The 24,882-nt window shown below is 28.5% G+C and carries 29 protein-coding genes; 23 read left to right on the plus strand and 6 right to left on the minus strand.

Annotation, left to right across the window (positions count from 1 at the left end; translation table 11 throughout):
* The first annotated feature begins 134 nt into the window (after window positions 1-134).
* From EII29_RS06530 to EII29_RS06575, 10 genes are all read left to right on the plus strand, one after another.
* Window positions 135-650, plus strand: a complete 516-nt coding sequence (locus EII29_RS06530; protein ID WP_125236733.1) for a flavodoxin — start codon at window positions 135-137, stop codon at window positions 648-650.
* A 23-nt stretch (window positions 651-673) separates the two neighbouring features.
* The gene (locus EII29_RS06535) at window positions 674-1,171 is read left to right on the plus strand and encodes a hypothetical protein (RefSeq protein ID WP_125236734.1); all 498 of its coding nucleotides are present in this window, start codon (window positions 674-676) and stop codon (window positions 1,169-1,171) included.
* 237 nt (window positions 1,172-1,408) lie between these two features.
* Window positions 1,409-2,224, plus strand: a complete 816-nt coding sequence (locus tag EII29_RS06540; protein ID WP_125236735.1) for a toxin-antitoxin system YwqK family antitoxin — start codon at window positions 1,409-1,411, stop codon at window positions 2,222-2,224.
* A 28-nt stretch (window positions 2,225-2,252) separates the two neighbouring features.
* A complete protein-coding gene (gene whiA / locus EII29_RS06545) occupies window positions 2,253-3,158 on the plus strand; it encodes a DNA-binding protein WhiA (protein ID WP_125236736.1) in 906 nt (301 codons plus the stop codon).
* Window positions 3,159-3,162: 4 nt separating this feature from the next.
* Window positions 3,163-4,128, plus strand: a complete 966-nt coding sequence (gene lpxK / locus EII29_RS06550) for a tetraacyldisaccharide 4'-kinase (RefSeq protein ID WP_125236737.1) — start codon at window positions 3,163-3,165, stop codon at window positions 4,126-4,128.
* A 36-nt stretch (window positions 4,129-4,164) separates the two neighbouring features.
* Window positions 4,165-4,932: a hypothetical protein gene (locus EII29_RS06555; RefSeq protein ID WP_125236738.1), complete on the plus strand. Its 768-nt coding sequence runs from the start codon at window positions 4,165-4,167 to the stop codon at window positions 4,930-4,932.
* Between the two features lie 24 nt (window positions 4,933-4,956).
* Window positions 4,957-6,228 (plus strand): serine--tRNA ligase, encoded by a 1,272-nt coding sequence (serS, locus tag EII29_RS06560; RefSeq protein ID WP_125236739.1) that lies wholly within the window; start codon window positions 4,957-4,959, stop codon window positions 6,226-6,228.
* Window positions 6,229-6,255: 27 nt separating this feature from the next.
* Window positions 6,256-6,966: a GH25 family lysozyme gene (locus tag EII29_RS06565; RefSeq protein ID WP_125236740.1), complete on the plus strand. Its 711-nt coding sequence runs from the start codon at window positions 6,256-6,258 to the stop codon at window positions 6,964-6,966.
* A 236-nt stretch (window positions 6,967-7,202) separates the two neighbouring features.
* Window positions 7,203-8,189: a class II fructose-bisphosphate aldolase gene (locus EII29_RS06570; protein WP_125236741.1), complete on the plus strand. Its 987-nt coding sequence runs from the start codon at window positions 7,203-7,205 to the stop codon at window positions 8,187-8,189.
* Window positions 8,190-8,482: 293 nt separating this feature from the next.
* Window positions 8,483-10,096: a CTP synthase gene (locus EII29_RS06575; RefSeq protein ID WP_199726044.1), complete on the plus strand. Its 1,614-nt coding sequence runs from the start codon at window positions 8,483-8,485 to the stop codon at window positions 10,094-10,096.
* Window positions 10,097-10,190: 94 nt separating this feature from the next.
* Here the strand turns inward: EII29_RS06575 and EII29_RS06580 are convergent, their stop codons facing one another.
* The 6 genes from EII29_RS06580 to EII29_RS06605 form a co-directional block, all read right to left on the minus strand.
* Window positions 10,191-10,451: an HPr family phosphocarrier protein gene (locus tag EII29_RS06580; protein ID WP_125236742.1), complete on the minus strand. Its 261-nt coding sequence runs from the start codon at window positions 10,449-10,451 to the stop codon at window positions 10,191-10,193.
* 91 nt (window positions 10,452-10,542) lie between these two features.
* On the minus strand, window positions 10,543-12,147 hold the full coding sequence (locus EII29_RS06585) for an NFACT family protein (protein WP_125236743.1): 1,605 nt from the start codon (window positions 12,145-12,147) through the stop codon (window positions 10,543-10,545).
* A gap of 42 nt (window positions 12,148-12,189) precedes the next feature.
* Window positions 12,190-12,852 (minus strand): MarR family winged helix-turn-helix transcriptional regulator, encoded by a 663-nt coding sequence (locus EII29_RS06590; RefSeq protein WP_125236744.1) that lies wholly within the window; start codon window positions 12,850-12,852, stop codon window positions 12,190-12,192.
* Window positions 12,853-12,875: 23 nt separating this feature from the next.
* Window positions 12,876-13,511, minus strand: a complete 636-nt coding sequence (gene rpe / locus EII29_RS06595; protein ID WP_125236745.1) for a ribulose-phosphate 3-epimerase — start codon at window positions 13,509-13,511, stop codon at window positions 12,876-12,878.
* Window positions 13,512-13,629: 118 nt separating this feature from the next.
* Complete coding sequence (gene rsgA / locus EII29_RS06600; RefSeq protein ID WP_368665479.1) at window positions 13,630-14,526, minus strand: ribosome small subunit-dependent GTPase A; 897 nt, start codon at window positions 14,524-14,526, stop codon at window positions 13,630-13,632.
* A gap of 12 nt (window positions 14,527-14,538) precedes the next feature.
* Window positions 14,539-15,483 carry a PASTA domain-containing protein gene (locus EII29_RS06605; RefSeq protein WP_125236747.1) on the minus strand — a complete coding sequence of 315 codons (945 nt, stop codon included), beginning with the start codon at window positions 15,481-15,483 and terminating at the stop codon, window positions 14,539-14,541.
* A gap of 334 nt (window positions 15,484-15,817) precedes the next feature.
* On the opposite strand from EII29_RS06605, the gene EII29_RS06610 reads away from it, so the two are divergent.
* The 13 genes from EII29_RS06610 to EII29_RS06670 all read left to right on the plus strand — a co-directional run bounded on the left by EII29_RS06610 (window position 15,818) and on the right by EII29_RS06670 (window position 24,767).
* Entirely contained in the window at window positions 15,818-15,934 is a 117-nt protein-coding gene (locus EII29_RS06610; RefSeq protein WP_125236748.1) for a MerR family DNA-binding transcriptional regulator, read from the plus strand.
* A 274-nt stretch (window positions 15,935-16,208) separates the two neighbouring features.
* Window positions 16,209-17,057 (plus strand): aldo/keto reductase, encoded by an 849-nt coding sequence (locus EII29_RS06615; protein WP_125236749.1) that lies wholly within the window; start codon window positions 16,209-16,211, stop codon window positions 17,055-17,057.
* A 402-nt stretch (window positions 17,058-17,459) separates the two neighbouring features.
* The gene (gene hpt / locus EII29_RS06620; RefSeq protein WP_125236750.1) at window positions 17,460-18,014 is read left to right on the plus strand and encodes a hypoxanthine phosphoribosyltransferase; all 555 of its coding nucleotides are present in this window, start codon (window positions 17,460-17,462) and stop codon (window positions 18,012-18,014) included.
* Between the two features lie 54 nt (window positions 18,015-18,068).
* A complete protein-coding gene (gene rsmA, locus EII29_RS06625) occupies window positions 18,069-18,878 on the plus strand; it encodes a 16S rRNA (adenine(1518)-N(6)/adenine(1519)-N(6))-dimethyltransferase RsmA (protein WP_125236827.1) in 810 nt (269 codons plus the stop codon).
* Window positions 18,875-19,114: a DUF4911 domain-containing protein gene (locus EII29_RS06630; protein WP_125236751.1), complete on the plus strand. Its 240-nt coding sequence runs from the start codon at window positions 18,875-18,877 to the stop codon at window positions 19,112-19,114. The genes rsmA and EII29_RS06630 overlap by 4 nt, the downstream gene beginning before the upstream one ends.
* 184 nt (window positions 19,115-19,298) lie before the next feature.
* On the plus strand, window positions 19,299-19,541 hold the full coding sequence (locus tag EII29_RS06635) for a KH domain-containing protein (protein ID WP_125236752.1): 243 nt from the start codon (window positions 19,299-19,301) through the stop codon (window positions 19,539-19,541).
* A gap of 9 nt (window positions 19,542-19,550) precedes the next feature.
* A complete protein-coding gene (locus EII29_RS06640; protein ID WP_125236753.1) occupies window positions 19,551-19,940 on the plus strand; it encodes a thioesterase family protein in 390 nt (129 codons plus the stop codon).
* A gap of 171 nt (window positions 19,941-20,111) precedes the next feature.
* Complete coding sequence (rpiB, locus tag EII29_RS06645) at window positions 20,112-20,549, plus strand: ribose 5-phosphate isomerase B (RefSeq protein ID WP_125236754.1); 438 nt, start codon at window positions 20,112-20,114, stop codon at window positions 20,547-20,549.
* Window positions 20,550-20,572: 23 nt separating this feature from the next.
* Window positions 20,573-20,914 carry a histidine triad nucleotide-binding protein gene (locus EII29_RS06650; RefSeq protein ID WP_125236755.1) on the plus strand — a complete coding sequence of 114 codons (342 nt, stop codon included), beginning with the start codon at window positions 20,573-20,575 and terminating at the stop codon, window positions 20,912-20,914.
* Window positions 20,915-21,038: 124 nt separating this feature from the next.
* Window positions 21,039-21,821, plus strand: a complete 783-nt coding sequence (locus EII29_RS06655) for an RNA methyltransferase (protein ID WP_125236756.1) — start codon at window positions 21,039-21,041, stop codon at window positions 21,819-21,821.
* A complete protein-coding gene (locus EII29_RS06660) occupies window positions 21,809-22,717 on the plus strand; it encodes a deoxyribonuclease IV (protein ID WP_125236757.1) in 909 nt (302 codons plus the stop codon). Before EII29_RS06655 ends, EII29_RS06660 begins: the two co-directional genes overlap by 13 nt.
* 29 nt (window positions 22,718-22,746) lie before the next feature.
* Window positions 22,747-23,409 carry a TrkA family potassium uptake protein gene (locus EII29_RS06665; protein ID WP_125236758.1) on the plus strand — a complete coding sequence of 221 codons (663 nt, stop codon included), beginning with the start codon at window positions 22,747-22,749 and terminating at the stop codon, window positions 23,407-23,409.
* A gap of 20 nt (window positions 23,410-23,429) precedes the next feature.
* On the plus strand, window positions 23,430-24,767 hold the full coding sequence (locus tag EII29_RS06670) for a TrkH family potassium uptake protein (protein WP_125236759.1): 1,338 nt from the start codon (window positions 23,430-23,432) through the stop codon (window positions 24,765-24,767).
* Window positions 24,768-24,882: the final 115 nt, after the last annotated feature.

Below are 24,882 nucleotides of genomic sequence, written 5' to 3' on the forward strand. Positions count from 1 at the left end.
ATAAAAAAATAGAAAAACTTCTGTATTTAAAATTATAAGATTCTAAAAAGAAATTTCCTAAAAAATGTGATATAATTATAATGATAGGTAGAAATCGGAAAATTGAATATGTATTTTAAAGGAGAGATGTATCAATGGCAGAGTTAATAGCTTTTTATTCGAGAAGGGGAGAAAATTATTTTGACGGTATTATAAAAAATGTGGAAAAAGGAAATACTGAAATAGTTGTAGAAAAGCTTCGTGAGCTTACAGGTGCGGATGTATTTCAGATAAAACAGCTAGTTGAGTATTCTGATAATTATAACAAGTGTGCAGAAGAAGTAAATGAGGATTTTAAAAATAATGCGAGACCTGAATTGGATGAATATCCTCAGGAACTTGAGAAATATGATACCATTTATTTGGCATATCCTAATTACTGTAATACAATGCCTATGGTAGTGTTTACGTTTTTAGAGGAATTCGATTTTTCAGGAAAAACTATAAAACCTATATGTACAAATGGAGGAGGCGGAGTTGGAAACAGTATTTCTGACATAAAAAAGCTATGTCCGAATTCAGAAGTATATAAAGGACTTTCAGTAAACAATTCTGAAGTACCTGAAGCGAAACAGCTTATAAAAGATTGGCTTGAAAAAAGTAAAATATAGTTTAAAAGTTATAGGAGAATATTGTGTTCAGAAAATTAGTGACGATTTTAGTATTTGTAATAAGTATACTTTCATTTACATTTGAAAGTAAAAAGTTTAATTCACCTGAAGCGGTGATTTACAATACAAATAAAAAAATGCCTGCAAATTTCAGATTTGAAATGCAGGATGATAACTGGGAAGATACAAATTATATTATTCATGTATTTAAAGATGGAGAAGAATATAAAATAGCATATAGTTATTTAAAAACCGACTCACCTAAATATTATGATGAAAACGGTTATCCCAAACTGGAATATATAACAAAGGATTTTGAAAAAGTTCATTTTACATATTTTTCAGCTCAGCCGGGAAGTTATATTAAAGATGGAAAAAAACATGAGAGAATAACTTATCAGTCGTTATCTTTTTCTCAACTTGAAGAATTTTTAAAAGAAAAAAATGCAAGAAAACTTGAAGATAATCTTCAGAAAAGAATAAAAGAGCATTTGTTGTGGCTTGACAGTATTGCAAATTAAATGAAAAAAGAAAGTTGTTTTTAAATAATTCAGGATATCCTGTAGTTATTAAAAACAGCTTTGCTTTTAAATTGAGTCAATAAAAAAATCATGGTCAAAATAAAAAAAATATTCAAATATACTTTACTAGAAAAAGAATAAAATTTCCAAAAATTATAAAAATTTGGTATAATAATAAATATAAAATTTGCTTTTATAAATGTAATATGTGTTAAATTTACTATTGAGGAGATAACAATGAAAAGAAAAAATATATTTTTTATAGCGGTATTCTTTCTGTTTTCTGTAATTTCTTACGGACAGGATATATTTGCCGATTATAGAGTGCATTTTAATAAAATTTATATTACAAATTATGTACAGAGAGAAAATGACAATTTAAAATTAAAAAGAACAGATAATTTTAGTCATGAAATTTTGGGAACAGGAAATTTTAGAATTTTTGATAGCGGGGGAAGGCAACTTGACATAGCTTTAAAAGATGGAATTATTGAAGGACAGTATAATGAATATTATAGTAACGGAAATTTATTTACAACAGGGAAATATAGTGACGGAAAAAGAGAAGGGTCATGGAAAATTTACAGTGAAAAAGGTCAGTTATGGAAAAGTTACGAGTATAAGAATAATGAATTGAATGGGCAATATATTTCTTATTACACAAATACGGGTATGAGAGAAATCGTGGGAAATTATAAAAATGATAAACCTGACGGAATATGGAACGAATATTATGCAAACGGGAGCAGAAAAAAGAGCGGAACATATAAAGACGGTAAAAAAATAGGAATATTTGTCGAATGGTTTATCAATGGAACTAAAAAATCTGATGTAAGTTATATTGATGATGAAATAAACGGAAAAATGAATGTTTATTATGAAAATGGTATATTATTTTATGAAGCGGATATAAAAGGAAGAGAAGGAAATGTAAAAGGATACCATCAGAACGGGAAAATCAGCTTTGAGGGGAAAGTGACAGAAAGTAGAAGAATCGGAACATGGAACTATTATGACAATACAGGCAATTTATTCAATAAAATAGAATATTAAGTTAAATCGAAAAAAATGGAGGGGGAAAATGTCTTTTTCAGCAACATTGAAAAGAGAGCTTTTTAATAAAGAAATCAAAGAAAAAGAAGAAATTTATGCAGAACTTTTTGGAATATTCATTTCAAAAGATATTATAACTGAAAATGGCATATATTTCAGAACTGAAAATGCTTCATTGGCCAAAAGAGTCTATTCAAATTTAAAAGCGGTTGTGAAAATGGATATTTACTTAAAATATTCTATAAGTAACAGACTTGGTACTCATAAAGTATATGAGATCAAAGTTATAATTACTGAAAAGAATAAGAAAGAATATGGGGAATTATTAAAAAGGCTATTTTTATATAAAAATTTTTCGAATGAAAAGACTGAAAATGAGCTCGCAGGTATAATAAGAGGTTTTTTTATAAGTTGTGGTTATGTAAAGTCTCCTGAAAAAGGGTATGCTTTGGATTTTTTTATAGATACTGAAGATTCTGCTACATTTTTATATTATTTATTTAAACAGATGGGAAAAAAAGTATTTCAGACGGACAAAAAGTCGAAAAGTTTGGTTTATTTGAGAAATTCTGAAGATATTCTTGATATTATATTTCTTATAGGGGGAATTATTTCTTTTTTTGAGTTTGAAGAAGTGACTGTTAATAAAGAAATAAGAAATAAAATAAACAGAAATATGAACTGGGAAATTGCCAATGAGGCAAAGAAACTTTCCACATCGGAAAAACAGATAAAAATGATAAAATATATTGATAAAGAAATAGGACTTTCAGAGCTTTCCGGTATTTTAAGAGAAACAGCTGAAACAAGACTCGAAAATGAAGAGCTTTCATTACAGGAACTGGCTGATTTAATGGAAGTATCCAAGTCAGGAATAAGAAACAGGTTTAGAAGGATTGAAGAAGTTTATACTAATTTAAAGGAAAAAAGGTGAAAAAATGAAATTTTTATCTTTAATATACGGTTTTGCAGTTTTTTTAAGAAATAAAATGTATGATACAGGTATCCTTAAATCTCGAGAAGTGGAAAATGTTAAAATTATATGTATAGGAAATATTGTTGCAGGAGGTTCCGGAAAAACTCCTGCTGTTCAGTATTTTGCAGAGAAATATATAAATAAAAATAAAAAAGTTGGGATCTTAAGCAGAGGGTATAAAGGAAAAAGAAACATAGATACAATGAGTGTCAGAGATGAAAATGAAATAAAAGCTACAGTTCTGGAAGCAGGAGATGAAGCATATCTTCATGGGTTAAATCTTGAAATACCTGTAGTAGTATCCAAAAACAGATATAACGGTGCTGTCTATCTAAGGAACAACTATAATGTTGATATTATAATAATGGATGACGGATTTCAACACAGAAAATTAAAAAAAAATAAAAATATAGTACTCATTGATGCGACTAATCCTTTCGGAGGTTATGAATATCTTCCCAAAGGCAGACTTCGTGAGTCAATAAACGAACTGAAAAGGGCAGATGAAATAATAATTACAAAAAGTAATTATGTAGAAACTTCTATAATAGATTTAATAAAAAATAAAATTGTAAAATATAATAAGCCGATTTCTGTTGCAATTTATAAAGAAAAATGTTTTTATGATTATATGAGAAAAAATTATAAATTGGATGTAATAAAAGATAAAAAAATAATGATTTTTTCGTCTATAGCTAATCCTAAAACATTTTATATGACAGTAAAAAAACTAAAACCTGCAAAAATTGATGAAATAAAATTCAATGATCATCATTTATACAGTGAAGAAGAAATGCAGGAAATATATAGGGAAAGTAAAAATTATGACTATGTTGTAACGACTGAAAAGGATATGGCGAAAATAAATAGAAAAATTGATAATCTCCTTATTTTAAAAATGGGGTTTGAAATAATTGAGAAAAAGTAGTACAATTATTAACACAGAATAATACCAGGGAGGATTATGATATTGGAAAAGGGTAAAGAGATAAGTGATATGTTTGCTATTACTGAAACATTTGCAGAATTTATTGATTTATATAAAAATCGTTTTGAAAAAAGAAAATATTTTATAATAAATGAAAAATTTGAATTTATAAAAAAGGAACCGTCTTTTATTCTGGAATTGGCATACATATATTATAAAATAAAAGATAAAAAAATAGAAGATATTATAAAAGAGGAATTTTCCAATACGTACAAAGAAAAAGACAAAAGAATAGATAGAATGTCAAAATTGGAAAAAGAAAAACTTAAAGAAAGTTTTAGACGTTCTTTAGTAAATAAAGATACTGTACATTCGGTTAAACTTGGGAATGAAATATTTCATAGGAATAAAGATGAATTTTTTGAAATAATGTACAAATTTTCTTTAATATCAGCTGATTGTAACAAACTTATAAAAACATTTTTTATGGAAATTCTTTTGGAGAATATGGAAAAGTCGTTTAAAAATAGAAGTTGGACTGATGAAATTATAAGAAATACAGTTAACTATTTTGTAAAATCTGAAAGTGAATTTATAAATTATTCGGATGAAAAAAATGTGCAGTATTTTGTTGAAAACAAAGTAGATTTGCTTTATGAAGTAATATATATTAAGAAATATGATGAAATTATAAAGAAATATAATATAGATAACATGCCTAAAATAAAATTTAAAACAGATAACGGAAAATACGAAGAAATGTCACAAAGTAAACAATATTTATATAGTTATTTAAAAAAATAAAGCCAGTAAAAGTAGGAGGAAAGTATGTTGGAAATGAGATATATAAGAGAAAATGCTGAAAAAGTCAGAGAATATTTGAAAAATAGAAATAGTGATTTTGACTTAGACGGACTTCTCAAACTTGATGAAGAACGTAGAAATATTTTGCAGAAAGTGGAAATGCTGAAAAAAGAAAGAAATGAGTCAAGTGCATTAATAGGGAAATATAAAAAAGAGGGAAAAGATGCAACTGAACTTTTGGAGAGAATGCAAAAAGTGAGCAATGAAGTAAAGAAGCTGGATCAGGCTCTGGCGGAAATAGATGAAAAACAGATAAAATTGACTTTTACAATACCGAATAAACTTCACGATACAACTCCCATGGGAGAAAATGAAAATGACAATATTGAAATCAGAAAATGGAGAGAGCCGAGAAAATTTAGTTTTACACCTAAATCTCATGATGAATTAGGTACAGAATTGGGGATTTTGGATTTTGAAAGAGGTTCAAAAATAGGCGGCTCAAGATTTACAGTGTATAAAAAACAGGCTGCACGTCTTGAAAGAGCACTGATTAATTTTATGTTGGATACTCATACATCTGAACACGGTTATAATGAAATACTGACTCCTCAATTGGCAAAGCGTGAAATAATGACGGGAACAGGACAGTTACCTAAATTTGAAGATGATATGTATAAAGTGGAAGGAGAAGAATTATTTCTTATTCCTACTGCGGAAGTTACATTGACAAATCTTCATAGTGGAGAAATACTTGATGAAGAAGAATTACCAAAATATTATTGCGGATTTACTGCGTGTTTTAGAAAAGAAGCGGGATCAGGTGGAAAAGATCTGAAAGGGCTTATAAGACAGCATCAGTTTAATAAAGTTGAAATGGTAAAATTAGTGCATCCTGACAGTTCTTATGATGAACTTGAAAAAATGGTTGCCAATGCTGAAAAAATTTTACAGAAACTGGAATTACCTTATAGAGTTATTGTATTATGTAGTGGAGATATAGGATTTAGTGCCGCAAAAACTTATGATATAGAAGTATGGGTACCAAGTCAGAATAAGTATAGAGAAATTTCTTCATGTTCAAATACTGAGGATTTTCAGGCGAGACGTAGTATGATAAAGTACAGATCAAAAGAAAATGGAAAAAGTTATTTTGTTCATACATTAAACGGTTCAGGGTTAGCTGTAGGAAGAACATTGCTTGCTATTATGGAAAATTATCAACAGGAAGACGGAAGTATAAAAATTCCTGATGTTTTAGTTCCTTATATGGGAGGGATGACTGTTATAAAATAATGCTCATGGCTATGGATAGGAGATAAAATGAAGAAAATTTTAAAAACTTTATTTTTTCTTGCAGTCTTGGGAAGTGCCGCAATTTATTTGGAGTTATCAGGATATTTGTATCATAATGATATTCTTGCCAAATTATATAAAGTGGAAGGGCTTGATGTATCACATCATCAAGAAAAAATAAACTGGAAAAAAGTAAGTAAAAAATATAAATTTGTAATAATGAAGGCAACTGAGGGAAAAGATTTTTTAGATACTGACTTTTTCTATAATTGGAATAATGCAAGGTTGAATGGTTTTACTGTAGGAGCGTATCATTTCTTTTCAATGCTCAGTACCGGAAAAGCACAGGCAGATTATTATATAAGTAAAGTTCCTGATTATGACAAAGCTTTTCCTCCGGTGATAGATTTGGAAATACCGACAAAGTATCCTAAAAAAATGGTGTTGAAAGAATTAGGGGATATGATAGAAAAATTGGAAAATCATTATAAAAAAAGAGCAGTAATATATGTGACTTATCATACATATAAAGCGTATATTAAAGGAGAATTTCTTGAAAATAAACTTTGGATAAGGGATATAAAGTTTATTCCTGAGCTGGAGGAAAATGACAGATGGATAATATGGCAATTTTCTAATAGAGGAAGAATAGAAGGAATACCTGGATTTACTGATAAAAATGTATTAAGAATTGGAACGGTGGAAGAGCTTATAGAAAGTAGCAGAATAGAAAATTGATTTTTAATTCTTTTTCTGAAAAAGTTGAGGGAGATTTTCAAAGTTTTTAAAAAATATAGAAATAAATTTCGGAAAATCAATAAAAATCTATAAAATAATTATTTATCTTAATTTTTCAAGATTTGAAAATTTTTAAATATATAATAAAATGTTGATTTTTAGTCTGAAATTTGATAATATGTATTTAAAAGAAAATTGAGAAGTAAATTAAATATAAATATAATTAGGAGGCTAAAATGAAATATCATTTTAAAGATTTAGGACTAAGCAACACAAGAGAAATGTTTGCAAAAGCAAACAAGGAAGGTTATTCTGTTCCGGCTTTTAATTTTAATAATTTAGAGCAGTTACAAGGAATAATTGAAGCATGTGTTGAAATGGGGTCACCGGTAATACTTCAAGTATCAACAGGGGCAAGAGATTATATAGGAAAAGAAATGTTACCTTGGCTTGCAAAAGCTGCAACTGAATATGTAAAAGCCGCAGGCTCCGATATACCTGTAGCATTACATTTAGATCATGGACCGAATTTTGAAGTGGCAAAAGATTGTATAGAATATGGATTTTCTTCAGTAATGATAGATGCTTCACATCACCCTTATGATGAAAATGTAAAAGAATCTAAAGAAGTTGCTGATTTTGCACATAAGCATGATGTAACTGTAGAAGCTGAGTTGGGAGTATTGGCAGGAGTAGAAGATGATGTAGTAGCTGAAAGCCATGTATATACTCAGCCTGATGAAGTAGAAGATTTTGTAAAGAAAACCGGAGTAGATTCACTTGCTATAGCAATAGGAACTTCACACGGAGCACATAAATTTAAGCCTGGAGATAAACCGCAAATAAGATTGGACATTTTAAGAGAAATAGAAAAGAGAATACCGGGATTCCCAATAGTTCTTCATGGTTCATCTTCCGTACCTAAACAGTTTGTAGATATGATTAATAAGTTCGGAGGGCAAATTGCAGATGCAATAGGTATACCTGATGAGCAATTAAGAGAAGCTTCAAAATCGGCAGTTTCAAAAATAAATGTGGATACTGATGGAAGATTGGCGTTCACTGCCGGAATAAGAGAAGTTTTAGCTGCTAAGCCGGGAGAATTTGATCCGAGAAAATACATAGGTCCTGCTAAAAATTATATGAAAGAGTATTATAAAGAAAAAATAGTATCTGTATTTGGATCTGAAGGAGCATATAAAAAAGGAACTCCAAGAAAATAAAAAGTTTAATATTTATCGAACTAAATAATTTGAAATGTAAAAAATTAAAAAAATAAGAAAGATTGCTTATGAGGGGAGATAATATCTCCCTCATAATTCGATTATTTAACAGTTTTTAAGTAAAAAGTTTTAAATAATCGAAAATTAAAAATAGAAATTAGTATTAAATATTTCTATTTTATGCAATTTTATATGAATTTATACATATATAGATGTAAATTTACTGAAATAAGGTGAAAATTTTTTTTTTCATCTTTTTTATTTAAAATAAATAAATTTATATAGGAGGAAAAATGAGAGTAAGGATTGACAAAACAAAGTTTATTTTTATTACAGGTGGAGTTGTTTCTTCACTGGGAAAAGGTATTGTAGCTTCTTCATTAGGTAGATTGTTGAAAGAAAGAGGATATAAAGTAACTATTCAAAAATTTGACCCATATATAAATGTAGATCCGGGAACGATGAGTCCCTATCAGCATGGAGAAGTTTTTGTAACTGAAGACGGTGCTGAAACTGATCTGGATTTAGGTCATTATGAAAGATTTATAAATGAGGATTTAACAAAGTATAATAACTTAACAATGGGAAAAATTATGTCGAAAATAATTTCCAAGGAAAGAAGAGGAGAATTTTTAGGAGGTACTGTACAAACAGTTCCTCATGTAACAGATGAAATAAAATACAATATTATCAAAGCGGCGGAAGAAAGTGACTCGGATATAGTTATCACTGAAATAGGAGGAACTATAGGAGATATAGAAAGTGATCCTTTTATAGAAGCAATAAGACAGCTAAAAAGAGAAGTAGGAAGAGAAAATATTGCTTATATCCATGTTACGTTACTTCCATATCTAAAAGCGGCAGGTGAACTTAAAACAAAACCTACCCAACATAGTGTAAAAATGCTTCAAGGACTTGGAATATCTCCTGATATAATTATTTTAAGAAGTGAACATCCCGTGGATCAAAATATAAAGAAAAAAATATCTCTATTTTGTGATATAGATGAAGAAGCAGTAATAGAGTCCCTTGATGCCGAAACATTATATGAAATACCTTTAACAATGGAAAAATTAGGGCTTGCAGATGTAATATGCAGACATTTTAAAATTGAAAATAAAAAACCTGCTCTTATTTCATGGGAAAAAATGGTTGAAAAATTTAAAAATCCGAAAAAGCTTGTAAAAGTTGCAGTAGTTGGGAAATATGTAGAATTGAAAGATGCATATATAAGTATTACAGAGTCTATTGAGCATGCTGGGTTTGATTTAGATACAAAAGTTGAAATAGATTATTTGAAAGCAGGAAATTTTGATATTGAAAAACTTTCAAATTATGATGGAATACTTGTTCCGGGAGGATTTGGAGACAGAGGAATAGAAGGGAAAATTGAAGCCATAACTTATGCAAGAAAAAATAAAATCCCGTTTTTTGGAATATGTCTCGGAATGCAGATGGCGTGTGTGGAATTTGCAAGAAATGTACTTGGATATGAAGACGCAACATCAACGGAATTTGATAAGGAAAGTAAATATCCTGTAATCAGTTTAATGGAGGAACAGGAAGGACTTGAAGACATGGGGGGGACTATGAGATTGGGAGCCTATCCATGTGTGCTGAAAGACGACAGTCTGGCAGTAAAAGTTTACGGAAAGACATTAGTAAATGAAAGACATAGGCATAGATATGAATTTAACAACAGCTATAGAGAAGAATTTGCAAAAGCGGGAATGGATATAGTAGGACTTTCACCTGATGGTAAATATGTGGAAGTAGTGGAAATAAAAGAACATCCTTATTTTCTTGCAGTCCAGTATCATCCTGAATTTAAAAGTAGACCGACAAAACCTCATCCGTTATTTACAGGTTGGATAAAAGCGGCATTGAAGAAAAGACAATATAAATAAAAGAGGCATATGCCTCTTTTTATATTGATTTTTACTGTTTTTTAGATTTATTAGTGTAAAACTTATTTGCTATATTTTTAAGTTTATAAATAAATTAGTCTCTGATTGTAGCGAGTAATTCCCCTAAAACTTCAACTGCCTGTTCAGCATCTGCCCCTTCAGCATGAACTGTAATTTCAGAACCGTTTTTAATTCCTATGGATAATAATTTTAATAATGATTTTCCGTTTACTTTTTTACCGTCATGTTCAACAAAAACATCACTTTCAAATTCCTTTGCTTTAGCCACAAATACTCCGCCGGGTCTAGTATGTAATCCTGTAGGATTTGTCATAACTACTGTTTTACTTGCCATTTATATTTCCTCCTTGAATATATTTATATACTTAATTCTACATTAGTTTTAGCTATTTGTCAATAAAATTAATCGTTTTATCATATATAACTTAAATGATTACATTTATAGAATTGAAGTTTGAATAAGTTACATTTCCCGGTTTTGAATTTCTTATTTTTTTGACAAATTTTTTTTCACAATAATCTACAGTGACTTTGTCACCTTCTGTTGCTTTAGAATATTTTGCAGCAAGATTGGCAGCATAATTTAAAGTTTCGCTGTCAGGGATTTTACTATCTTTTATAAGAAGTACATGACTTCCGGGAATGCTTTTAACATGAAACCATATATCGGTATGACTACCTTTGGAAAAAGATATTTCTTCATTTTCTCTATTATTTCGTCCCACAAAAATTTTAAATCCGTTATGTTCAAAAGAAAGTAATTCTCTTTTTTTAGTTTTATTTAATTTAATTTTATTTTTATTGTTGAAATTAATTTCATTTTCAATTTCTTCTATTCCTATAAAATCATTTTCTTTTTCAATAAAAAGTTTAATCTCGTCATAATATCTGATTTCATTTTTAATATCTTTCAGCCTTGAGTTAAGAGCAGCAACAGTACGCTTTCCTTTGTTATGTTTATTATAATAAATATTGAGATTTTCATTTGGAGACAATAAAGGATCAAGCTGTATAGTTATTTCATTATTATCATAAAAATTAAAAAGAGCAACTTTATCCATTCCCTGTTTTAAAGTGTGCATATTTGCAGCAAGAATATCTCCGATTTTTTTGTAGTTTTCATGATTAATATTTTTGCTTAAATCAATATTTATATTTTTCAGTATTTTTTCAAATTTCTTCATTTGAGAATCTACATATTTTAATAAAGTTTTTTTCTTTTCATTTATAATGTTAGAAGTAATAGTTTCTTTAAAATATTCATTTAATCCTTTGTTGAGAGTAGTAAAAATTTTGAATGAACTTTGTGTCTTGAAGGAATATTCAGAAAATTTGTTATATGTAAAAATTTTTTGTTTTTTTCCTTTTAAAATGATTTCGTATATAATTGGACAATATTCAGAAAAGTATTTTTTAAATACATCGTAATCTGAAAAACATTCATTTGAAAATATTTTTCCTACTCCTTCTATTTTATTAATAAAATCTTCAGAAGAATAAAAAGGAAAATTTTCCTTTTCTAAATATAACGGAGAAACTTTCTTTTTTTCAAAAGGTAAGATGTATTTTGCTCCTGTCATAATAATACGCTTACCTTCGTCAAAAGAAGAAAAATATAAAGCAGATAAAATTTTTTCTTCTGAAGTTAGGAATATATTACTTGCTCTTCCCATAATTTCAAATATGAGGGTATATTTTTCAATATCTCCAAATTGATTAAGCTTTTCAAAATCAAAATAAACTATTCTGTCATAACTTTCCTGTCTTATGTTTATCAAAATGGAGTTTAAGACATATTTTTTAAGAGAAAGGAGAAACTTTGATTGAAAATCGGTATTCAAATCTTTTTCTTCTTTTAAATAAAAAATAGTAGAGTTATCTTTTACTTGAAATAATAAGTTATTTTTTCCGAAATAAAATGAAAGAGAAGATTTATCATACTGATAAATCTTCGTAAGTTTATAATTCAATATTCTTTCCTTTACTTCCTTCACTAAAAATGATATTCCTATACCGTCCATGTACAGCATGATTTTTCCTCCGTGTATATATGAAATTTTGAAAAAGTTACATTAGACATAATTTTTAGTAACCATTATATCTGTAGCATCATCAATATTTATTACTTTTTCATCCCCATCAACCTGTAACATGATGATATGCTTATCAATATCAATTATTTTAATAAGAGATTTCAGAACAATACCTTTTTCATTGAGATATTTTCTTATTGCAGGACTTCCTTTAATAGAAGAAACCTGTACTGTTTCTCCTTTTTCAAAATTCAATATGGATTCAGGCTGAATTTCTTTTTTAATTATATTAAGGTTATTAACAATTGTCTGAAATACATCGATAAATGTACTCAAATTTTCTTCAGAAATTTCTGAAGTTATTTTTTCCAAAATGTTGGAATGAAAATTCCCGTGATATTTAAAGGCTATCAGCCCTTTTTTTGAAAGACGGACAAAAACTTTTCGTCTGTCATCTTCTGACCTGCTTCTTTCAATGAAATATTTGTCAGTAAGTTTATTTACAGCTACTGAAGCTGTTCCCATAGTAATTCCCAATTTTTCAGAAAGCTCATTCATTGTAAGAGAGTTTTCTCCAATGGCTTCGATAACATGAAGTTCAGTTGTTGTTAAACATTTTATAACTTGACTTAAATTAATCTCTTCAATTTTATAATATGTTTTGTAAAATTCATCTAATAAAGCTTCAATTTTTGAGTACATTTTCTGCCTCCCGTTTTAATTTTCTATTTTAAACTGTCAATTTTTTTCTTATAGTCTCCACTGAATATATATGAACCTGCAACTAATATATTTGCTCCGGCTTCTTTGACCATTCTTCCGGTTTCAGCATTTATACCTCCATCAACTTCAATATCTATGTTTTTGTCCAGAGCTCGAAGTTTTTTTATTTTTTCAATCATATCTCCTATAAATGCCTGTCCTCCGAATCCGGGATTGACAGTCATTATAAGAATCATATCGACATTTTTCAAATCGTGTTTTATAAATTCAACAGGAGTAGAAGGATTTAGGGAAATTCCCACTTTTTTTCCATAAGATTTTACTAGCTGTATTGCTCTGTTTAAGTGTTTTGTAGCTTCAGCATGAATTGTTATTATATCTGCTCCTACATCAACAAAATCTTTTATAAATCTTTCAGGATTTTCAATCATCAGATGAACATCAAAAACAAGATTGCTATGCTTTCTTATGGCCGAAATTACAGGTGCTCCGAAACTGATATTCGGAACGAATGAACCGTCCATTACATCTAAATGAAGATATTCTGCTCCATATTTTTCGACTTCCTGAATTTCTTCTTTCAGTTTACTGAAGTCGGCAGCAAGTAGTGACGGAGCAATAATAATTTTTTTTTTCATAAATTTTATCACCTCTTAAATATATTTCTAAGCGTAGTATTAAATTTTAAGACTTTATAATACAATTTTATCATAAATATCTGAAAGAAGATATTAAAAAAATTATTTAGAGAATAAATTATTTGGAGAATAAATTATTTAGAGAATATAAATAAAAATTATATCTCATTTCAGGTATATTCCCTTTTGTAACGTTTTTTTTAACTGCACAGTCAGGTTCATTTACATGTAGACAATCTCTAAATTTACATTTTGGTATATAATTCATAAATTCAGGAAATAGAAGTTCTAATTCTTTTTTTTCTTTTAATTTTGGAAATTCAAGAGAAGAAAAACCCGGAGTATCTATAAGATAAGTATTTATATCTATTTTAAAAAATCTACTCTCAGTAGTAGTATGGCGTCCTCTTGAAGTTTTACTGCTTATTTCATTTGTTTCCAGAATGTTTTCTCCTATAAGGGTGTTGATTAAAGTTGATTTTCCTGTTCCGCTCGGTCCTGATACAGTTACAGATTTTCCCTTTATATAAGATAAAAGAGTATCAAGTCCAATATTTTTTTCAGTAGACACAGGAAAAACAGGAACAGTATTCCCGAAATTCCTCTTTATTTCATTTAAAAATAATGTTAATTTTTCATCAGAAATCAGATCAATTTTTGAAATGATTACTATAACAGGGATATTCTGACTATATGCGTTTAAAAGCATTTTTTGAAAAACTGTAAAATCAAAATTTGGAGAAATAACCGATAAAAGGATTCCAATAAAGTCAATATTCGATAATAACGGTCTGTGCAGGAAATTTTTTCTATCCTCAATGTCGGTTATTACTTTTTCATTTTCATTAAATTCCACAATATCTCCTATAATGCAATTAAGCTTATCGTTTTTTACCTTCAGCGAACCTCTTAATTTACATTCATATATGTTTTCTTTATTCAGATTTTTACAATTTTCATCTAATACATAATAAAAACCTTTTATTTTTCTAATAACTTTTCCTTTAATAAGTATTACCTCCGAATATTAATTGTCATTTGGAGTTCTTTCGACTTCCTCATTTGTATTTTCTATTTTTTTCTGATTGCTTTGCTGTTGGTTTCCGTTGTTGTTCTGATTATTTCCTGAATTATCACGTTTTTCAATTTTATTGAGGGTATCATTTATAATATTTTCAATTTCTTGATTATTCAGATCTTGATTAGTTTGATTTATAATTTCTTCTACAGACGGTCCTGTAGGCTCTATTTTTACTCCTGTATTAATTACAATGGAAATTTTTTGGCCTTTGGATATTTTAGTGCCCGGAGCAGGTGAAGTAGATATAATTGCATTTACAGGTAAAGTAGGATCTTCTCCTTTTGATGTTCCTCCTAATGTCAGTCCTATCTGTGCAAGAAGTACTTTTGCATCATTTATGTCAAGTCCTATAAGGTTAGGCATTACTGAAGCATCAAGGATTTTCTGTGATGATACAAGTATTGAAATTTTTTGATTGATTTCCAATTTTGTTCCCGGTCTTGGATATACTCCGATAATAGTATTGTATTTTTGGTTAGAAGGTTGATAATCTATTTTTTCAATCTGAATATTTTGTCCCTGTAGAAGAGAACGTGCTTCAAGCAGTTCAAGTCCTACAAGGTTAGGAACTTCTTGTCCTTCTCCATTATTTACCCATATTTGTACAGTTCTGTTTACTTTTACTTCTTTTCCTGCTAATGGGAACTGTATAAACACCGTATCAAGAGGAACTTTTTCAGTTTTAGAGTTAATGATTTTTACTTTAAGTCCTGCTTCCTTTAAGTATTTCAGCGCATCTTTTTCGTGAAGATTTACGACATTGGGTATAATTGTATGTCTATTATTGAAAAAATGTCTGAAAAATACTTCTTTTCCTATAGTTCCGATAACTATCAGACATACTAATGTAATTATTGTTTTTATAATATTGAATTTAAATTTTTTTGCCATTTTAGCACCTCTTCGCCCATTTTTTAAATTTTAATGTTTGTAATATATGATAACATAAATAAGACTAAAAGACAATAATTATAAAGTTTCTGAATTTTTTAGAATATTTCCGACATTGAAGTAAAATTTATTTATATGAAATTTTTTTACATAATTAGAAAAATATTTCTTGACTTGGAGTTTACTCTAGGTAGTATAATAAGTTATAATTTTGTAATAAAATTTAATTATGCTAATATTTCTAACTTTAAAAAAAATTATAAAAATTGATTTGTAAAAGTCGGAATTTTTCAAAATTCAAAATAAATAATCCAAAATTTAAGCGAGATGAAAAATGACTATTAAAGAAATAAGTGAAAAATTCAACATTTCTCGGGATACTTTACAGTATTATGAAAAAGTGGAAATAATACCTCCTGTTATCAGAATATCCGGAAGTATAGGAAATTAAAGGGAGGAAGATCCGTATTGGGTAAAATGTGCTGTGTATACCGGAAATGCGAGGGTTTAAATAGAAGATATTATGAAATATCTTAAAACAGTTTTAGGAAGGAAATTTCATTATAGCTGAACAGCTTGAATTGTTAAAAGAGCAGCAGGGAAGATTGTTGGAACAGAAAAAGGAAATTGATGGTATATTTTCAAAAATAGAGGAAAAAAATTTAAAAATATGAAAGAATGTTTAGTATTTAGCAAATAATATAAAATTAAGGAGAAGTGATATTATGAAATATGTAACTTTGAATAATGGAGTAAAAATGCCTATATTGGGATTTGGAGTTTTTCAGATACCTGACGGGAAAGAATGTGAAGAAGCAGTTTTAAATGCTATAAATGCAGGATACCGTTTGATTGATACTGCTGCGGCATACCAAAACGAAGAAGCTGTGGGAAGGGCGATAAAAAGAAGCGGGATACCAAGAGAAGAGTTTTTCATTACTACAAAACTTTGGATAAATTCAGCTACTTATGAAAAAACTAAAATAGCTTTTGAAAAATCTCTTGACAGACTGGATCTTGACTATATCGACCTTTACTTGATACATCAGCCTTATAATGATGTTTATGGAGCGTGGAGAGCTATGACTGAACTTTATAAAGCCGGGAAAATAAAGGCAATCGGAGTGAGCAACTTTTATTCTGACAGACTGGTGGACTTTATTTTGAATAATGAAATTATTCCGGCAATAAATCAGATCGAAACGCATCCGTTCAATCAGAAAGCAGAAGAACAGGAAATAATGAAGGAATACGGTGTGCAGTTAGAATCATGGGGACCTTTTGCTGAAGGAAAGAATAACTTATTTACAAACGAAGTATTAGCAGAAATAGGTAAAAAGTATAATAAATCTGTGGCTCAAGTTGTATTGAGGTGGTTAATTCAGAGGGAAATAGTAGTTATTCCTAAATCAGTGAAAAAAGAAAGAATAGAAGAAAATTTTAATGTATTTGATTTTGAATTGACCAGTAAAGATATTGAGAAAATAAAAGAACTGGATAAAAAAGAGAGTTTATTTTTATCTCATACTGATTATGAAACCGTAAAAAGATTAAATGGATTTGAAGTGGAGTAAAAGGAATTTTTTATCTGTGAGGTCTTATTTTCGACTTCGCACACCTACTACGGATTGAAAAGTTTTTAAAAAAATATTGAATATCAGAAAAAATTGGAAGTAATAAAATTATTAAGTGATTTGAGTTTTGGAAAGATTTTTTGTTTAACTGTTTTATAAAAAGGCCCGGAAAAATAGTTTATATCATTTTTTTAAAAGATACAGGCAACAAAAATATGAAGATGAACAATAAAATTTTTATTATTTTTTTACTTGAAAAAATCTTTTAATCATTTCATAATTTCTTTTTTTAGTATCTTGAACAAAAACAAAAAAAGTGTTATAATTCTCAAAATATACAATAATTTAATATTTTATACAAAATTATTTGGAAAATATTTTGAAGAAACGGAGTTATTAAGAATGAAAAAGGATTGGGAATTTGGTATTGCTACTCAATTAGTTACAAAAGAAGCGATTGCTAACAGAATTAGAGAATTGGGAAAAGAAATTACAAATGATTTTAAAGATGATGAAGCTCCTCTAATTGTAGTCGGTTTGTTAAAAGGTTCTATAATTTTTATGGCTGATTTAGTCAGAGAAATTAAGCTACCTTTAGTAATGGATTTTATGGAAGTTTCAAGTTATGGAAACGGCTTTGAAACGACAAGAGAAGTTAAAATATTAAAAGATTTGGAAAATTCAGTTCAAGGAAAAAATGTGCTTGTAATTGAAGATATAATCGATTCAGGACTTACTTTGAAAAAAGTATTGAAACTACTTGGAGGACGTGGGCCAAAAAAGGTTTCTTTGTGTACGCTATTGGATAAAAAAGAGAGAAGAGAAGTGGAAATAGATGTTCAGTATGTAGGATTTGAAATTCCTAATGAGTTTGTCCTCGGATATGGACTTGATTTTAAGGAAGAATATAGAAATATTCCTTATGTTGCACTTGCATCTGAAGAGCTGTATAAATAACAGGAGAAAAATTTGGGAAAAATTGAGAAAAAAAATAAAAAAGAAAATTACAATATGAAAAAAAAATATGGACAAAATTTTTTAAGTGACGATGAATTGTTGAATAAAATATTCGAAATAGTATCCATAGGAAAAAATGATGAAGTAATTGAAATCGGTCCGGGACTTGGTTTTCTCACTGAAACTTTAATCGAAAAAGCAAAGTATATAACTGCTTTTGAAATAGATGATGATTTGATACCCATTTTAAATAAAAAATTTAAAAATAAAAAAAATTTTTTGTTGGTTCATGAAGATTTTATGGAGGCAAATCTTGAAAAGTTTCTTGAGAATAAAGAAAACGTAAAAGTAGTTGCAAATATACCTTATTATATAACTTCGCCAATTATAAACAAACTCCTTAAATTCAGAAAAAATATATCTGAGATTTATCTTATGGTACAAAAGGAAGTTGCTGAAAGAATAACATCGGAACCCCGAAGTAAAAATATGAGTTTACTTACTCACGGGGTACAGTTTTATGCAGAAACGGAATATCTTTTTACAGTTCCGAAGGAAAAATTTGATCCGGTTCCTAAAGTGGATTCGGCATTTTTAAGAATTGCCGTACTGAAAGATGAAAAATATGAAAAACAGATATCTGAAGAAGAGTATTTTAAATATTTGAAGATTTCTTTTTCAAATAAAAGAAAAAGTATTGGAAATAATTTGATGGAGTTGGGATTTTCAAAAGAAACTACGGGAAATATACTTGAAAAATTAGGAAAAACAAAACTTGCAAGAACAGAGGAATTTTCAGTACAGGAATTTATTGATTTTGTGAAAATTTTAAAAGATAAGAAAAAGTGGGAGAATAAAAATTGAAAAGTTGGGAATATATAATTCAGACAAAAAAAGAACATATTGATTTCATAAATAAAATAGTGGAAGCATATGAAGGAACAGGAAATGTAAGAACACTTGATAACAGGAACGGACTTATAAAAATTATTACGAATTTATATTTACTCGATGATATGGATAATATAATAGAGAGATTGAGAAAAAAAAATATTTTTATAGAAGTAATGGAAAAAAGAGAATGGTTAGGTATACTTTAAAATCAGTATATACATGAATATTAGTGAAGTATTTATAATCATTTTAAATATCAAAAATGCTGTAGAATCAGCATTATAATATGATATGGCGGTCGGTTATGTTGAAAAATGATAAAATGTTGAAAAATATATGGACTAAATAAAGTAAAAAATAAAATATAACATATAATGTAGGAGATTAACGATGAGCAAATATTTTGAAACGGTAAATTTCTGGCTTGAAAATTTGTTGGATTCAAACGGAAATTATACAATTGAAAGTAATGAAAAAGGAAAGTTTGTTGATATTACAATTAATGTAATAAAAGAAGATGTCGGGAAAATAATCGGAAAAAACGGAAGAATAATAAGTTCATTAAGAGTTCTCATTTCTTCAATTGCCAAAAAAGAGAAAAAAATTGTAAAAATTGAAGTTAAGGAGATGTAGACAATTTAAATGAAAAAAAGTTTTAATGTAAGAACATACTATTATGATACAGATCATATGGGAGTTGTATACCATGCAAATTATTTAAAGTGGATGGAAATAGCAAGAACGGAATATTTTCGGGATGTGCTTCCATATAAGGAAATAGAAGATATGGGAATTATGATGCCGGTAAAGTCTTTAAATATTGAATATATAAATTCAATCGGATATGATGAAGATGTGGAAATAATTATTGAACTTAAGGAAATCACAAGTATAAAAATAAGATTTTTTTATGAAATCTACGGGAAAGATAAGGTATTAAAAGCCACTGCGGAAACATTGAATGTAACAATAGACAGGGAAGGAAAGCTTAAAAGACTTCCTAAGGATATTTTAAATATATTAAAAGGTTAAAAATGAATATTCTTGAAAAATGTACTGAAGTAATCTTTGTAAATGAAGTTATTTTAGTATATTTTTATAATGTATTTATAAGAGAAATTAATATAATAATATGATAAAATAAATAAAAAGTCGAAATACATAATTTATTTGACTGAATAACATTGAAAGGAATTATCAATTATGAAAATAGTAATTGGGAATGATCATGCAGGTGTAGATTTGAAAACAAAAATTGTTGAATTTTTAAGAAAAAAAGGACATGAAGTTATAAATATAGGAACTGATACTCTTGACTCAATTGATTATCCTGATATAGCAAAAGAAGTATCTCAAAAAATCATAAACAGAGAAGCCGAATATGGAGTGCTTATATGTGGGACAGGAATAGGAATTTCCATTTCTGCAAATAAAATAAAAGGTATAAGGGCAGCTCTTGCACACAACGAATTTACAGCAAGACTGTCAAGACTTCACAACAATGCTAACATTATAGCTTTGGGAGCAAGAGTAATAGGAGATGAATTGGCAACATCATGTGTTGATACATTTATCAATACTGATTTTGAAGGTGGAAGACATGCAAAAAGAGTGGGTAAAATAGAAAACGGCAGCTATTAGTAAAAAGTGAAAGGAGAGGTAGAATGTCAACAATATTCAAAAAAATTATAGATAAAGAAATACCGGCTAATATAGTATATGAAGATGAAGAATTTTTAGCGTTTCATGATATTAACCCGGCTGCTAAAATACACGTTCTTGTTATACCGAAAAAGGAAATAAAGAATCTTGACGATGCTTCTGAAAAAGATTTGGAACTTTTGGGCAAACTTCAGCTTACGGTAGCTAAAGTTGCGAGAATTCTTGAAATAGCCGAAGAAGGATATAGAGTTGTCACAAATATAAATAAAAACGGCGGACAGGAAATTTATCATATTCATTACCATATACTTGGCGGTGAACCGTTGGGTATGATAGTCAAATAATTTTAATAATAGAAATATAGGAAATCTGATAAAACTATTTCAAATATTTTCCTTTTGAACAATAATAATTAAAGACAGTTATATTTTTAAGAAGTATATCGAAAGGAGGGATATTACAGAATAAATGAAAAATGGTGTAGTAGCGAGTCCGGATAATAAATTTTACAAATTATTAAAAAAATTGGATAAGAAAAAATATCGAGATGAAAATAATATTTTTAAAACTGAAGGTGAAAAATTTTTAAATGAAAATATAAATTTCAATAAAATAATTATAAAAGAATCGAAATATGATTATTTTATTGAAAAATATGGAATTGATAAATACAGTAATGTAACTGTACTAAAAGATAATTTATTTGATGAAATTTCAGATCAGGAAAATAGCCAGGGAATAGTTTTTCTTTACTCAAGAAACCTCAATTCCATAGAAGATATTGATGGAGATGTTGTAGTACTTGACGATATTCAGGATCCGGGAAATCTTGGAACAATAATGAGAACAATGGAAGCTGCAAATTTCAAAAATCTTATATTAACAAAAGGGTCGGCAGATGTATACAATCCTAAAACAGTCAGAGCAACAATGGGAGGAATCTTTAATTTAAACATAATATACGAAACTCCTGAAAATATAATAGGATTTTTAAAAGAAAAAAATTATCTTATAATAACCACTGCTTTGCATAAAGATTCAATTTCTTATGAAAATATAAATCGGAAGTCAAAAAATGCATATATATTTGGGAATGAAGGAGGCGGTGTATCTGAATATTTCATAGAAAATTCAGATATAAAGTCGATAATTCCTATATATGGAAATATTGAATCACTGAATGTAAGTGTTGCAGCGGGGATATTTTTATATAAAATGAGAGAAAAACAGGAGGAAAAATGTTTAAAATAGGTTCCCATGTGGGAATGAGCGGAAAAGAAATGTTTTTAGGTTCAGTAAAAGAAGCAATTTCGTATGGAGCAAATACTTTTATGATATATACGGGAGCTCCTCAAAATACAAGGAGAAAACCCATAGAAGAATTGAATATAGAAGCAGGACTTAAATTAATGAAGGAAAATAATATTTCTGTTAATGATATTGTAGTTCATGCTCCTTACATAATAAATTTGGGAAATGCTGTAAAACCTGAAACTTTTGAGATAGCAGTACAATTTCTGAAAACAGAAATAGAAAGAACTGATGCCATAGGTGCACCGAGAATAGTTCTACATCCCGGAGCCCATGTAGGAGAAGGGCCTGATATAGGAATTGCAAAAATTATTGAGGGTTTAAATGAAGTTTTGACAAAGGAACAGAAAACAACAGTTGCCCTTGAAACTATGTCAGGAAAAGGAAGTGAATGCGGTAGAAGTTTTGAAGAAATTGCAAAAATAATAGATGGAGTAAAACTGAAGGATAAGCTTTCGGTATGTTTTGATACATGTCATGTAAATGATGCAGGATATGACATTGTAAATAATTTTGAGAGTGTTATGAAAGATTTTGACAGAATAGTCGGAATTGACAGGATTTCGGTTGTTCACTTAAATGACAGCAAAAATCCGAAAGGAGCAATGAAAGACAGACATCAGAATTTAGGATTCGGAACAATAGGGTTTGATGTTTTAAATAAAATTGCTCATTATGAAAAATTTAAAGGATTGCCTAAAATACTTGAGACTCCTTATGTAGCATTGACAGAAGAAAAAGGGGCAAAAACTGTACCACCTTATAAATTTGAAATAGAAATGCTCAAAAATGAAAAATTTGATAAAGATGTTTTGGAAAAAATAAAAAAACAATGAATAAAATAAAGTTAAAGGAGAAAAATTAAATGTCAGGTTATTTAGTAATAGGCTTAGGAAGATTTGGAAAAAGTGTTGCACGAACACTGTATAATTATAATAAGAGAGTGTTGGCAATTGATATAAATGAAGATATTGTACAGCAGATGACAGATGGAGGGATTGTAAATGAAGCGGTAATTCTTGATGCTTCAAATGAGCATGATTTGAAGAGAATTATAAATGATGATTTCGATACTGCATTTGTATGTATAGGTGAAAATATACAGGCAAGTATATTAGTAACTCTTGCATTGAAAGAACTTAAAGTAGAAACGGTCATTTGTAAGGCAAAAACGAGAATGCAGGGAAAAGTTCTCGAAAAAATAGGAGCTTCTTCCGTAATTTATCCTGAAGAGGATATGGGAGAAAAAATTGCCGTAAAAGTAATGCTGCCTAATATAACGGAACATTTTAAATTTTCCGAAGAATATGGAGGATTTGAGTTCAAAGCTCCTGAAAAATTTATCGGAAAAAATTTAATAGAACTTGATTTAAGAAATAAATATGAAATGAATATCATAGGAATAAAAAAAGAAAATGAAGATTCAAATTTTATTCCGAAACCTGTGACAATTATAGAAAAAAATGATACATTACTTGTAATAATAAATTATAATAAAATTTCAGTACTTGATAAATTAATAAATTAGAAATCGGAGAACTTTTTTACATGAAAAGAAATAAAGAAATATCACCATATGTCATAATCCTAACATCGTTTTTAGTTATGATATTTTTGGGCGGAATAGTTCTTTCACTGCCTCTATCTACTGTAGATGGAAAGGGAACCGGATTTATTGACGGTATTTTTACTGCAACTTCAGCTGTATGTGTGACGGGACTTACGATAAATGATGTAAGCAGCAGTTATAACTTATTTGGAAAAACTGTAATATTGATGCTTATACAGTTGGGAGCATTGGGATTTATAACATTTTCATCAATGTTTGTACTTCTTGTAACTAAAAAAATAAGTTATTACACAAAAAAGGTTGTTCAGGAAGATTTAAATACAGAAACTCTATTTGACATACAGAATTACATAAGAAAAGTGATGATAACCGTTTTTGGAATAGAATTTGTAGGAGCAGTTTTTTTGTTTTTTGAATTTATACAAAAATTTGAGTTTAAAAGAGCGGTTTATTACTCTTTATTTCATTCAATTTCGGCATTTTGCAATGCCGGTTTTTCACTTTTTCCGGATAGTCTTATGTCGTTTAAAGGAAGTGCTGTAATAAATATTTCCGTTCCTCTGCTTATTTTTTTCGGTGGAATAGGATTTGCAACACTAATGAATGTTTACAGATATTTTAGAGGAAAAGACAAACGACTTACTACAAATTCAAAAGTATCCATAAATATTTCCATTTTTCTTATAATAGCCGGAACGATTTTAATATTTTTTACTGAATATTCTAATAAACTTACAATGGGAAATTATACAATTTATGAAAAAATAGGAGCTTCATTTTTTCAAAGTGTATCTACAAGAACAGCGGGTTTTAATACAATATCATTATCTGAAATGAAAAGTTCGACAACATTTCTTTTTATTATTCTTATGTTTATAGGAGCTTCTCCGGGGTCAACGGGAGGAGGCATTAAAACTACCACAATAGGTCTTATTATACTAGGGATAAGGAATATAATAGATAATAGGGAATATCTGGAAATAAATGGAAGAAGAATTAATTGGCATAATTTTAATAAAGCTGTAGCAGTAATCACAATATCCCTTACGTATATTACAGTTATTCTTTTTGTAATGACTTCAATTGAAAAAAATATGAATTTTGAAAATTTACTTTTTGAAATAGTATCTGCATTTGGTACAGTGGGACTGACAAGAGGTATAACCCCTTTACTTTCTGATGTTTCTAAAATTTTTATAATATTGACAATGCTTATAGGTAGAGTAGGTCCTCTTACTATGACTTTAGTATTGATTTCGAAAAAACTTAAAAAAGGAAAATATAAATATCCTGAAGAGAACTTGCTCATAGGATAAAACTATGTTAAAAAATATATAAGTAATATAACAACAAATCTTAAAAATTTCTTTCTGAATTGCTTTTTAAAAAAGTTTAGGCTATAATTTAAATACAGTATAAAAATAATACAGA

The organism is Leptotrichia sp. OH3620_COT-345 (genome assembly GCF_003932895.1).
GTDB lineage: Bacteria > Fusobacteriota > Fusobacteriia > Fusobacteriales > Leptotrichiaceae > Pseudoleptotrichia.